Genomic DNA, 12834 nt, shown 5'->3' with positions numbered 1-12834 from the left:
AGTTTTGGAACATATCCTACTGATTATTTCTTACTTGATTGGATAGATAGGTTTCCTGCATAACGATTAATATTTTATATTTGTTATGCAGGTATTTTACGGTGTACATCTAATAATGGAACATTAAGGTTATTTATACAGATTATAATTCGTTTAATACAGTTCCTCTTAGTCTCTTTACAAAATGACGAGCAATTAAATTGGAGATTTTATAGTCAATTGAAAAAATAACAAGACAAAAGAGCCTCAAAAAAAGTATTGCAACTTGGTAATACCTTTTTGAGGTGCTTTTTGATATGAGCCCATGTTTTTTAAATAGGATTGTACTCAGGTGAGTAGGGAGGAAGAGGTATAGTATATTGAATCTAGAATAGTGCACCGCAACTTCTAAATCCTTGTAATAAATTTATAATCAAGCTGTATCAGTTTTCAAGGAGGTTTAGATGTACTTTAAATTGGAAAATGAGGATTCCCAGAAGGCGCAAGAAATTGGGAATCTGATTCGTGCTTATAATCGTTCCAAAAGAGAAGAGGCTGAAAGTGAGCCACTTAATCTTTATGTCGAAGATGAAAAGGGCAATCTCCTGGCAGGTTTGATAGCAGAGACTTTTGGAAATTGGCTAGAAATCGAGTATTTATTTGTAAAAGAGGAACTGAGAAGGCAAGGAATCGGTTCAAAGCTATTGCAGCAAGCAGAAACTGAAGCTAAGAATCGAAACTGTCGTTTTGCTTTTGTCAATACCTACCAGTTTCAAGCTCCCGATTTTTATAAAAGGCATGGCTACAAGGAAGTCTTTAGGTTACAAGACTATCCCTACATTGGGCAAAGATATTATTACCAAAAGGATTTGTAAGGAGAATATGAAAGCATAAATCAAAGAGGGGGGCTTGACATAAGTATGAAGTAGATTCTCGATAAATACCAGTTAAATCCTACACATTGTGTCTTTCTAGGTGATATTGAGGACAATACAATTGCAGCTGAGAAATTGGGAATCAAGTCTTATCAGGTTAAGAAAAGAAGTGATGTCGTCGATATTTTGAAACCCTATATTTAAACTTAACACTCTCTATTTTTTATGGTAGAGAGTTTTTTGTTAATAAAATTTTACAAAATGACATTTATATATTGCATTAAGTTAGATATATGATATAATGTTGTTAAAAAGAGGCGCAACTTTTTAAAATTAATGAGAATCAAAGAGAAAACCAAGAATATTAATGGAGGAATAAAAAATGGAAGTTATAAATGTAAGTAAGCATTATGGTCATTCAACCATTCTCAAAGATATAAATTTCGCACTTAACAAGGGTGAAATTGTTGGTCTAGTAGGGAGAAACGGAGTTGGTAAGAGTACGTTGATGAAAATTCTTGTTCAGAATAATCAACCGACTTCAGGGAATATTATAAGTAGTGATAATGTTGGGTATTTAATCGAAGAACCAAAATTATTTTTATCTAAAACAGGTTTAGAGAATTTAAAATATTTGTCAAACTTATATGGTGTTGACTACAATCAAGAAAGATTTGGAAGTTTGATCCAAGAGTTAGATTCGACTCAGTCTATTAATAAAAAAGTAAAGACCTATTCTTTGGGTACAAAACAAAAATTAGCTTTGCTTCTAACTCTTGTTACGGAACCTGATATATTGATTTTAGATGAACCGACTAATGGTTTAGATATTGAATCATCACAAATAGTTTTAGCGGTTCTAAAAAATTTAGCTTTACATGAAAATGTTGGAATTTTAATATCGAGTCATAAATTAGAAGATATTGAAGAAATTTGTGAGAGGGTTCTTTTCTTGGAGAACGGGCTTTTGACATTTCAAAAAGTAGGAAAAGATAGTCATAATTGCTTGTTTGAGATAGCTTTTTCATCAGCTACAGATAGAGACATTTTCATTACCAAACAAGAATTTGGGGATATTGTTCAGGAAGAGGGACTGAGAATTACTATGTCTGGGAATATTCAAAGTAGTGAGCTTTTTAAATTTTTTAACGAAAACTCTATTAAAGTAGTTGATTTTGAAACTAAAAAAGAAACGCTTAAAGATATTTATCTAAATCGTTCAAAATAAAGGAAGGTTATAATCATGAAATTAAATAAATTGAATTTTCTTAAGGAAAATATAAGAGATTTATATTCATCAGGCGTAATATATCTCGGTTTGCTTATCTCGTTTATACCGCCGATATTGGTTACATTCTTTATTCTAAATACTCAAGGGACATCGCTTGGTATTAAACATATTTCAAACTTTTATGCTATGCTCGGTATGTTAATGGCTGTTATACATGCTAACCGAGTCATTAGTAGAGATTTTTCCCACAATACGGTAAGTTTGTTTTATAATCAACAGAAAAATCGGATGATTTATGTCTTGTCTAATTTTCTATATGCCATCTCAGTTTCCATTATTTATGCTTTGAATGGCATTGTGCTACTAGTCATCGTAAGTAAATTGGGTGTTCCAGGTGATTTAGGATTAGATTTTATAGCAGTCATTGTAGTCAATACAATTTTGTTAGTCCTATTTTATTTTCTATTATCTTACATTTTCTATTTATACAAATTGAAAAGTGGCTTGGTATTTGGTATTTTAGTAGCTTTACTACTCTTTGTCCCTAATATATTAAATACGATTATGATGAATACTAGTAATGATTTGTTTATCAAAGCAATTGAACTTCTTCCTTTTTATTCCTTACCTGTATTTGTTGCTTCAAATACGATGTCTATTAGTCAGTATCTTGTGGTAATCACTACAATCATTTTATTGTACTTTTTCACTCTCAAGAAAAGCAAGAAGTATTCATTTTAGTTTCATTTAGTATTATTTTACAGACTTAAAATCCAGCAAAAAATCAGTCATCTTGGTATGCTCCTGCTCTTGTTGTGTACACGTTTTTGTCTTATGCTAGACTCATTTCCAAAAGCATTATATAATAGTGATATGAAATCAACTAAATAAGAAATATAAGCAATCAAAACTCGTTTAAAAGACCCTACTAAAGCTAATACTAAACAAAAAATCAAATAGCAAACTAGGAAGTTTATTTCAAACAATCCAACATACTGATTTTAGGCTGAAGATAATATTGGAGTGCTAATTAATGAGGTTATAATAAATAGCTGACAGCTTGTGTTGGTTTTGGATTTTTTAAGAGTAGATGAGTATTAAAACTATAAGGAGGACGCAGGTGGCTAAAAATTTAAAATTGAAATTAGCTCGTGTAGAGCTTGATTTAACTCAAGGTCAACTGGCAGAGGCTGTGGGGGTGACGCGCCAGACTATTGGTTTGATAGAGGCGGGAAAATACAATCCCAGTCTCTCGCTTTGCCAGTCTATTTGCAGATGTTTAGGAAAAACCCTAGACCAACTATTTTGGGAGGAAGAAGATGGTAAATAAATTCATTCATTATCAATTACTTGACGAAAGAGAAGAACAACTAATCAATAAAGCTGGGGCAGAGTCTTTTTCACTCTTTATTGGGCTTGTACTTCTAAGCTATTTAGTAGCAGTGTTATCTCCATCTCTTTTTAATCCGAATTTTCTAGTGTATACTCTGATAGTAGGAATTTTCTTCTTTTTCAATCGTGCCCGTTATCTGGGAGTAACCTACTATAGTCGTTTTCATTTTACGATTTTGGGTTGTTTTTTCTTAACCTTGGCTATTACGGCTCTTTTGATGTTACAGAATTATCAATTCAACATAGAAGTTTATCAGCACAATCCTTTGAACGTTAAATACCTATCTGCTTGGGCAATTACTTATGTTATTTATCTTCCCTGGGTCTTTATTGGCAATCTTGGTCTTAAGAGCTATGGCGAATGGGCTCAGAAAAAATTTGAGCAAGACATGGATGAACTGGAGAGTGGTGAATAGCTTGTTACTCTTTTCTCAATCCAGCTAAAATGTGATATAATAGTACTAATTTATTGGAATACATGAAAGTTCTTGAAAATTTTCATGGGTTTCTAGTTAAGGAAGTAGGAAAAGTATGTATCCAGATGATAGTTTGACATTGCACACGGACTTGTACCAGATTAACATGATGCAGGTTTACTTTGACCAAGGGATTCACAATAAAAAGGCGGTCTTTGAGGTTTATTTCCGCCAACAGCCTTTTAAGAACGGCTATGCGGTTTTTGCTGGTTTGGAAAGAATTGTGAACTATCTTGAAGATTTGCGTTTTTCAGATAGTGATATTGCCTATTTGGAGTCGCTGGGCTATCATGGGGCATTCTTGGACTACCTCCGCAATTTCAAGTTGGAGTTGACCGTTCGTTCTGCCCAAGAAGGGGACCTGGTTTTTGCTAATGAACCGATTGTGCAGGTGGAAGGCCCTCTAGCCCAATGTCAGTTGGTCGAAACAGCCCTTTTGAACATCGTCAACTACCAGACCTTGGTGGCGACTAAGGCAGCTCGTATTCGCTCGGTTATTGAAGATGAACCCTTGATGGAGTTTGGGACACGTCGGGCTCAAGAAATGGATGCGGCTATCTGGGGAACACGCGCAGCGGTGATTGGTGGTGCTAATGGAACCAGCAATGTGCGTGCTGGTAAACTCTTTGATATTCCTGTCTTGGGGACCCATGCCCATTCCTTGGTGCAGGTTTATGGTAACGACTATGAGGCATTCAAGGCTTACGCTGCGACCCACAAAAATTGCGTTTTTCTTGTGGATACCTATGACACCCTTCGTATCGGTGTGCCAGCGGCCATTCAGGTGGCGCGTGAGCTGGGTGACCAGATTAACTTTATGGGTGTGCGGATTGACTCTGGGGATATTGCCTACATTTCTAAGAAAGTCCGTCAGCAACTGGACGAGGCTGGATTTACAGAGGCTAAGATTTATGCTTCTAATGATCTAGATGAAAATACCATCCTCAACCTCAAGATGCAAAAGGCCAAGATTGATGTCTGGGGCGTGGGTACCAAGCTGATTACAGCCTATGACCAGCCAGCTCTTGGGGCAGTTTACAAGATTGTTGCAATCGAAGATGAAAATGGTCAGATGCGCAATACTATCAAGCTGTCTAATAATGCGGAAAAAGTGTCTACGCCAGGTAAGAAGCAGGTTTGGCGTATTACCAGTCGTGAAAAAGGCAAGTCAGAAGGCGATTATATCACTTATGATGGCGTAGATGTTGCCGGCATGACTGAAATCAAGATGTTCCATCCGACCTATACTTATATCAAGAAGACCGTTCGTAATTTTGACGCCGTTCCTCTCTTAGTGGATATCTTCAAAGATGGGAAATTGATTTACAGCTTGCCTAGTTTGACTGAGATTCAGGCTTATGCCCGTAAGGAATTTGACAAGCTTTGGGATGAGTACAAGCGCGTGCTCAATCCGCAGCACTATCCAGTCGATTTGGCGCGTGATGTATGGCAAGACAAGATGGATTTGATTGACAAAATGCGTAAGGAAGCCCTCGGTGAAGGAGAAGAAGAATGAGTTTGCAAGAAACGATTATCCAAGAGCTAGGTGTCAAACCGGTGATTGATGCCCAGGAAGAAATCCGTCGTTCCATTGATTTTTTAAAAAGATATCTGAGAAAGCATCCCTTCCTAAAAACTTTTGTACTAGGAATTTCTGGAGGACAAGACTCAACCTTAGCAGGACGATTGGCTCAACTGGCCATGGAAGAACTGCGAGCAGAGACAGGGGATGATAGCTACAAATTTATCGCTGTCCGCCTGCCTTATGGAGTGCAAGCTGATGAAGCAGATGCTCAAAAAGCCCTAGCCTTCATCCAGCCTGATGTCAGTTTAGTCGTCAATATCAAGGAATCAGCTGATACCATGACAGCTGCAGTAGAAGCGACAGGTAGCTCTGTTTCAGACTTTAACAAGGGCAATATCAAGGCTCGTTGCCGTATGATTGCTCAGTATGCCCTTGCTGGTTCCCATAGCGGAGCGGTCATTGGGACAGACCATGCTGCGGAAAATATCACAGGCTTTTTTACCAAGTTTGGTGACGGTGGTGCGGATATTCTCCCTCTTTACCGCCTCAATAAACGCCAAGGAAAACAACTATTGAAGGAACTTGGTGCAGACCCAGCACTTTATGAAAAAATCCCAACAGCAGACCTAGAAGAAGATAAACCAGGTCTAGCTGATGAAGTAGCCCTCGGAGTCACCTATGAAGAGATTGACGACTACCTAGAAGGCAAAACAATCAGCCCAGAAGCCCAAGCAAGAATCGAAAACTGGTGGCACAAAGGCCAACACAAACGCCACCTACCCATCACTGTATTCGATAACTTTTGGGAGTAAAAAGGTCCGGGGGACCTTTTTAGCTTCTTGCCTAGAAACTGGGAAGCAAGAATAACCTTCAGTGGAGGTTTTCAGCCTCTCACCTTGAAATAAGAAAGTGAGAGAACTTTTTACCCCGAGTTTAGAAATAAGAAAGCGAGGAAGGTCCGGTGGACCTTTTTAGCTTATTACATTGAAATTCAAAAGCAAAGTAAATTTAAATTGAGGTTGGGCAGAGAATCATCTATCAGAAAGCGAGGTAGCGTCATGAAAGCAATCGGTACGCAAATATTACAGACAGATCGTTTAATCTTGCGAAGATTTGTGGAAAGTGATGCAGAAGCCATGTTTCAGAATTGGGCTTCATCCGCTGAGAATCTGACCTATGTTACCTGGGATCCCCATTCTAATGTCGAAATCACTCGAAACTCGATTCGAAATTGGGTTGCCTCCTATACCAATCCCAACTATTACAAATGGGCCATTTGTCTCAAAGAAAAGTCAGAGCAGGTGATAGGAGATATCAGTATCGTTGCAATAGATGAGAACGATTCTTCTTGTGAAATTGGCTATGTGCTAGGCAAGGCTTACTGGGGACATGGGATTATGACAGAGGCTTTAAAAACTGTCTTGGACTTTTGTTTTACTCAAGCAGGTTTTCAAGAAGTCAAGGCACGTTATGTCAGTCTCAATCCAGCTTCAGGTCGTGTCATGGAGAAGGCTGGAATGTCCTATCTAAAAACTGTTGCAAATGGGGTGGAGAGAAAGGGCTATCTTGCGGACCTCATTTATTACCAGATAAGTAGGGAAGACTAGTAAATTTTCTTTTCAGTTTCCATCAAAGTCAGACCTTGTCTGGCTTTTTTTGTAAGATTTCTAAATAACCTGATTAAATTCCTATTTTTCCCTATCATTGTCCCTGTTTTTTCTGGAGTTTTGGGGCTATAATAGTCCTATCAAATCAAAGAATGGAGGAAGACAATGGATAATATAATTTTTTTTATCAGTGTTTTTCTTGCTGGAATTCTCTCCTTCTTTTCTCCTTGTATTTTACCCTTGTTACCGGTCTATGCAGGGGTCTTACTGGATGACAAAGATAGTTCTCAGGCTTCTAGTGGAAAATATTCAATCTCAGTTGTCAGTTTATTGCGAACTCTGGCCTTTATAGCGGGGATTTCCTTTATTTTTATCTTGCTGGGTTATGGAGCTGGTTTTTTAGGCAATTTGCTGTATGCTTCTTGGTTTCAGTATGTGATGGGTGCGGTTATCATTCTCTTGGGCTTACACCAGATGGAAGTCTTACATTTTCAAGGACTTTACAAGGAAAGAAGGCTACAATTAAAGAGACAGGTGCAAAAGGGTAAGGGCTATAGTCAGGCATTTTTACTGGGCTTGACCTTTAGTTTTGCTTGGACGCCATGTGTGGGACCGGTTCTGGCCTCTGTTTTAGCCTTGGCGGCTTCAGGTGGTTCAGGTGCTTGGCAGGGAGCTGGTCTCATGTTAATCTATATGCTGGGTCTAGCGCTACCATTTTTGGTTCTAGCTCTTGCCTCCAGCTATGTTTTGAAACATTTCCGAAAACTTCATCCCTACCTCGGAACCCTCAAAAAAGTAGGTGGTTTCCTCATTATCGTGATGGGAATCTTGGTGCTTTTGGGAAATGCTTCCATTTTGACTACATTATTTGAATAGAGAGGAAGAAGAAATGAAAAAATGGCAAACATGTCTCCTTGGAGTAGGCTCAATCTGTTGCTTGACAGCTTGTTCTGCTAAAAATATGTCAGACGAATCTACTATGAAGGAGCAAACCAAAACAGAACAAGTCAGTTCACAAACTGCGACTAAAGGTCAGGCGGTTGCTGATTTTGAACTGACGGGAGTAGATGGCAAGACCTATCGCTTGTCTGATTACAAGGGCAAGAAAGTCTATCTTAAATTCTGGGCGTCTTGGTGTTCCATCTGTCTAGCTAGTCTTCCAGATACGGATGAAATCGCTAAAGATGCTGGTGATGATTATGTGGTCTTGACGGTAGTGTCACCAGGACATAAGGGGGAACAAGCAGAAGCTGACTTTAAGAACTGGTACAAGGGCTTGGATTATAAAAATTTCCCAGTTCTAATTGACTCATCAGGAAAACTGTTGGAAAGTTATGGTGTCCGTTCTTACCCAACTCAAGCCTTTATAGACAAGGAAGGCAAGCTGGTCAAAACGCAACCAGGTTTTATGGATAAGGATATGATTTTAAAGACATTGAAAGAAATGGAGTAGAGAAAGGCCATGAATGATAAAGTAAAATTGTTTGTTTTGGCAGGGATTTTTTTCCTAGCCATAAGCGGTTTCTATTTTCTATTGATGCGAAATGCAGGGCAGACAGATAGCTCGCAAATTGAGAAAGCGGCAGTTAGCCAAGGAGGAAAAACAGTGAAAAAAACAGAAGTGAGTAAAGATGCAGACTTGCATGAAATTTATCTAGCTGGGGGATGTTTCTGGGGAGTGGAGGAATATTTCTCACGCGTGCCTGGAGTGACAGATGCCGTTTCAGGCTATGCAAATGGTAGAGGGGAGACAACCAAGTACGAATTGATTAACCAAACAGGTCATGCGGAAACCGTCCATGTAACCTATGATGCCAAGCAAATTTCCCTCAAGGAAATCCTGCTTCATTACTTCCGCATTATCAATCCAACCAGCAAAAATAAACAAGGAAATGATGTGGGAACCCAGTACCGTACTGGTGTTTATTACACAGATGACAAGGATTTAGAGGTGATTAACCAAGTCTTTGATGAGGTGGCTAAGAAATACGATCAACCTTTATCAGTTGAAAAGGAAACCTTGAAGAATTTTGTGGTGGCTGAGGATTACCACCAAGACTATCTCAAGAAAAATCCAAATGGCTACTGCCATATCAATGTCAATCAGGCGGCCTATCCCGTCATCGATGCCAGCAAATATCCAAAACCAAGTGATGATGAATTGAAAAAGACCCTGTCACCTGAGGAGTATGCTGTTACCCAGAAAAATCAAACAGAACGGGCTTTCTCAAACCGCTACTGGGATAAATTTGAATCTGGTATCTATGTGGATGTGGCAACTGGCGAACCTCTCTTTTCATCAAAGGACAAGTTTGAGTCTGGTTGTGGCTGGCCTAGTTTCACCCAACCCATCAGTCCAGATGTTGCCACCTACAAGGAAGATAAGTCCTACAATATGACACGCATGGAAGTGCGGAGCCGAGTTGGAGATTCTCACCTTGGTCATGTCTTTACGGATGGACCACAGGAAAAGGGGGGCTTGCGCTACTGTATTAATAGTCTCTCTATCCGCTTTATTCCCAAAAATCAAATGGAAGAAAAAGGCTACGCTTATTTACTAGATTATGTTGATTAAGAGGGCTTTCCTAAGCAGTTAGAAGAGAATTTTGCTATACTGATACTAGTAAGTGACAAAGGAGTAGAGCATGACCTATACAATCTTAATCGTAGAAGATGAATATCTGGTAAGACAAGGCTTGACCAAGCTGGTTAATGTAGCAGCCTACGATATGGAAATCATCGGTCAGGCTGAAAATGGAAGACAGGCTTGGGAATTGATACAAAAGCAGGTGCCGGATATCATTTTAACCGATATCAACATGCCTCAGCTAAATGGCATCCAGTTGGCCAGTCTGGTCCGAGAAACCTATCCTCAGGTGCATCTAGTTTTTTTGACAGGCTACGATGATTTTGATTATGCCTTGTCTGCTGTCAAACTAGGTGTGGACGACTACTTGCTCAAGCCCTTTTCTCGTCAGGATATTGAGGAAATGTTGGGGAAAATCAAGCAAAAGTTGGATAAGGAAGAAAAGGAAGAGCAGTTACAAGATTTATTGACTGATAAGTTTGAGGGAAATATGGCTCAGAAAATCCAGTCCCATCTGGCTGATAGCCAGTTTAGTTTAAAGTTTTTGGCCAGTGACTTGGGCTTTAGTCCGACTTATCTGAGTTCCTTGATTAAGAAAGAGTTAGGCCTGCCTTTTCAGGATTACCTGGTGAGAGAACGTGTCAAACAAGCCAAGCTTTTGCTTTTAACTACAGATCTGAAGATTTATGAGATAGCCGAAAAGGTTGGTTTTGAAGATATGAACTATTTTACCCAACGCTTTAAGCAGATTGCGGGTGTGACACCTCGTCAGTTTAAGAAGGGGGAAGGTCGATGAAGCGTTCTTCTCTCCTAGTCAGAATGGTTATTTCCATCTTTCTGGTCTTTCTCATTCTTCTAGCTTTGGTTGGGACTTTCTACTATCAATCTAGTTCTTCAGCCATTGAGGCTAGCATTGAGGGCAATAGCCAGACGACTATCAGCCAAACTAGCCACTTTATCCAATCTTATATCAAAAAATTAGAAACCACCTCGACTAGTTTGACCCAGCAGGCAGATGTTTTATCCTATGCTGAGAATCCCAGTCAAGACAAGGCCAAGGGAATTAGAGATCTATTTTTGACTATCTTGAAGGCAGACCAAGACTTGAAAACGGTAGTTCTGGTCACAAAATCAGGCCAAGTTATTTCTACAGATGACAGTGTGCAGATGAAAACCTCCTCAGATATGATGTCTGAGGACTGGTACCAAAAGGCCATTCATCAGGGGGCTAAGCCAGTTTTGACTCCAGCTCGTAAATCGGACAGTCAATGGGTCATTTCTGTCACTCAAGAACTTGTTGATGCAAAGGGAGCTAATCTGGGCGTGCTTCGTTTGGATATTTCCTACGAAACTCTGGAAGCCTATCTCAACCAGCTTCAGTTGGGTCAGCAGGGCTTTGCCTTTATCATCAATGAAAATCATGAATTTGTTTACCATCCTAAACACACAGTCTATAGCTCAGCTAGTGAAATGGAGGCCATGAAACCCTATATCGAGACAGGGCAGGGCTATACTCTTGACCATAAATCCTACGTCAGTCAGGAACAGATTGCAGGAACTGATTGGACGGTGCTTGGTGTGTCCTCGCTGGAAAAGTTAGACCAGGTTCGGAGTCAGCTCTTGTGGACCTTGCTTGGTGCCAGTGTCACCTCTCTTCTTGCCTGTCTCTGCTTGGTGTGGTTCAGTCTCAAGCGCTGGATTGCTCCTTTGAAGGATTTGAGAGATACCATGCTGGAGATTGCTTCTGGTAATCAGAATCTTCGTGCCAAGGAAACTGGTGCCTATGAACTGAGAGAAGTGACTCGTCAGTTCAATGCCATGTTAGATCAGATTGATCAGCTGATGGCGGATATTCGCAGGCAGGAAGAAACAACCCGTCAGTACCAACTTCAAGCCCTATCGAGCCAGATTAATCCGCATTTCCTCTATAATACCTTGGATACCATCATTTGGATGGCTGAATTTCAGGACAGTCAGAGGGTGGTTCAGGTGACCAAGTCCTTGGCGACCTACTTCCGCTTGGCGCTCAATCAAGGCAAGGACTTGATTTACCTGTCTGACGAAATCAACCATGTCCGCCAGTATCTCTTTATCCAGAAACAACGTTATGGGGATAAGCTGGAATACGAGATTGCTGAAAATCCTGCCTTTGATCATCTAGTCTTGCCCAAGCTGGTGTTACAACCTCTGGTGGAAAATGCTCTTTACCATGGCATCAAGGAGAAGGAAGGTCAGGGACATATTAGAGTTTCTGTCCAGAAACAGGATTCGGGCTTGGTCATCCGCATTGAGGATGATGGCGTTGGCTTCCAAGTTGCTGGCGATAGTAGTCAAAGTCAGCTCAAACGTGGGGGAGTTGGTCTGCAAAATGTTGACCAACGGCTCAAACTTCATTTTGGAGAACATTACCAGATGAAGATCGATTCTATTCCCTCAAAAGGGACGACGGTTGAAATATACATAAATAGAATAGAAACTAACTAACTCTCAGTCAATTCTGGGAGTTTTATGCAGGTTGGAGTAAGATTTTCAGGTTGTCTATCTTGCTAAAAACAAGAAAAAACGATATGATAGATAGTGACAAAAGAGGTATCAAGTATGAAGGAAAAAGACATTCAAAGAGAAACAAGCCAGATTGTAAAAGATGTATTGGAAAAGGCCAATTTGAAGCAAGAATCCATCTTTGTTTTGGGCCTTTCTTCTAGTGAAGTGATAGGTGGTCAGATTGGCAAGGAATCCAGCCAAGAAATTGGCGAAATCATTGTGAAGACTATCCTAGATATCCTAGAGGAAAAAGGAATTCATCTAGCTGTTCAAGGTTGTGAACATGTCAATCGGGCCCTCGTTGTTGAACGTCAGGTGGCAGAGCAGTTTGGTCTGGAAATGGTCAGTGTCCTTCCTACCCTTCATGCAGGAGGTTCAGGTCAGTTGGCAGCCTTCAAGTTTATGAAGGATCCAGTTGAGGTTGAATTTATCAAGGCCCATGCTGGATTGGATATCGGAGACACTGCAATTGGCATGCATGTTAAGCATGTTCAGGTTCCGATTCGCCCTCTTTTGAGAGAAATTGGTCATGCCCACGTAACGGCGCTGGCTAGTCGTCCAAAATTAATTGGAGGTGCGCGTGCGCACTATCCACAAGATTCTATTAGAAAGTCGTGA

General features: G+C 40.0%; 14 protein-coding genes and 1 pseudogene. 14 read left to right on the top strand and 1 reads right to left on the bottom strand.

The features are described from left to right. Window positions 1-215: 215 nt before the first annotated feature. A pseudogene (locus ACWPV5_RS05865) lies at window positions 216-353 on the bottom strand (IS630 family transposase); the annotation flags it as partial. A gap of 90 nt (window positions 354-443) precedes the next feature. Here ACWPV5_RS05865 and ACWPV5_RS05860 point away from each other — a divergent pair. The 14 genes from ACWPV5_RS05860 to ACWPV5_RS05795 all read left to right on the top strand — a co-directional run bounded on the left by ACWPV5_RS05860 (window position 444) and on the right by ACWPV5_RS05795 (window position 12834). Beyond that, complete coding sequence (locus ACWPV5_RS05860) at window positions 444-854, top strand: GNAT family N-acetyltransferase (RefSeq protein WP_023943224.1); 411 nt, start codon at window positions 444-446, stop codon at window positions 852-854. Window positions 855-1236: 382 nt separating this feature from the next. After that, window positions 1237-2082 (top strand): ABC transporter ATP-binding protein, encoded by an 846-nt coding sequence (locus tag ACWPV5_RS05855; RefSeq protein ID WP_023943222.1) that lies wholly within the window; start codon window positions 1237-1239, stop codon window positions 2080-2082. A 15-nt stretch (window positions 2083-2097) separates the two neighbouring features. Continuing rightward, on the top strand, window positions 2098-2826 hold the full coding sequence (locus ACWPV5_RS05850) for an ABC transporter permease (RefSeq protein WP_023943220.1): 729 nt from the start codon (window positions 2098-2100) through the stop codon (window positions 2824-2826). A 379-nt stretch (window positions 2827-3205) separates the two neighbouring features. Continuing rightward, entirely contained in the window at window positions 3206-3415 is a 210-nt protein-coding gene (locus ACWPV5_RS05845; protein ID WP_001107500.1) for a helix-turn-helix transcriptional regulator, read from the top strand. Beyond that, complete coding sequence (locus tag ACWPV5_RS05840) at window positions 3405-3893, top strand: DUF6773 family protein (RefSeq protein ID WP_023943216.1); 489 nt, start codon at window positions 3405-3407, stop codon at window positions 3891-3893. The genes ACWPV5_RS05845 and ACWPV5_RS05840 overlap by 11 nt, the downstream gene beginning before the upstream one ends. A gap of 115 nt (window positions 3894-4008) precedes the next feature. Next, window positions 4009-5469: a nicotinate phosphoribosyltransferase gene (locus ACWPV5_RS05835; protein ID WP_454382813.1), complete on the top strand. Its 1461-nt coding sequence runs from the start codon at window positions 4009-4011 to the stop codon at window positions 5467-5469. Beyond that, window positions 5466-6290, top strand: a complete 825-nt coding sequence (gene nadE / locus ACWPV5_RS05830; protein ID WP_219966843.1) for an ammonia-dependent NAD(+) synthetase — start codon at window positions 5466-5468, stop codon at window positions 6288-6290. Before ACWPV5_RS05835 ends, nadE begins: the two co-directional genes overlap by 4 nt. Window positions 6291-6536: 246 nt before the next feature. After that, window positions 6537-7085: a GNAT family N-acetyltransferase gene (locus ACWPV5_RS05825; protein WP_454382810.1), complete on the top strand. Its 549-nt coding sequence runs from the start codon at window positions 6537-6539 to the stop codon at window positions 7083-7085. A 165-nt stretch (window positions 7086-7250) separates the two neighbouring features. Further along, the gene (ccdA2, locus tag ACWPV5_RS05820) at window positions 7251-7961 is read left to right on the top strand and encodes a thiol-disulfide oxidoreductase-associated membrane protein CcdA2 (protein WP_454382808.1); all 711 of its coding nucleotides are present in this window, start codon (window positions 7251-7253) and stop codon (window positions 7959-7961) included. A gap of 13 nt (window positions 7962-7974) precedes the next feature. After that, on the top strand, window positions 7975-8538 hold the full coding sequence (locus tag ACWPV5_RS05815; RefSeq protein ID WP_219966840.1) for a redoxin family protein: 564 nt from the start codon (window positions 7975-7977) through the stop codon (window positions 8536-8538). A 9-nt stretch (window positions 8539-8547) separates the two neighbouring features. Next, window positions 8548-9660: a peptide-methionine (R)-S-oxide reductase MsrB gene (gene msrB, locus ACWPV5_RS05810; RefSeq protein WP_219966839.1), complete on the top strand. Its 1113-nt coding sequence runs from the start codon at window positions 8548-8550 to the stop codon at window positions 9658-9660. Between the two features lie 70 nt (window positions 9661-9730). Continuing rightward, on the top strand, window positions 9731-10468 hold the full coding sequence (locus tag ACWPV5_RS05805) for a response regulator transcription factor (protein ID WP_219966838.1): 738 nt from the start codon (window positions 9731-9733) through the stop codon (window positions 10466-10468). After that, window positions 10465-12156, top strand: coding sequence for a cache domain-containing sensor histidine kinase (locus ACWPV5_RS05800; protein WP_219966837.1), 1692 nt, complete (start codon window positions 10465-10467; stop codon window positions 12154-12156). The genes ACWPV5_RS05805 and ACWPV5_RS05800 overlap by 4 nt, the downstream gene beginning before the upstream one ends. 114 nt (window positions 12157-12270) lie before the next feature. Continuing rightward, on the top strand, window positions 12271-12834 hold the full coding sequence (locus ACWPV5_RS05795) for a TIGR01440 family protein (RefSeq protein WP_454382805.1): 564 nt from the start codon (window positions 12271-12273) through the stop codon (window positions 12832-12834).

This window comes from Streptococcus sp. Marseille-Q7156, assembly GCF_965119495.1.
This window is presented reverse-complemented; position numbering and strand designations above follow the sequence as displayed.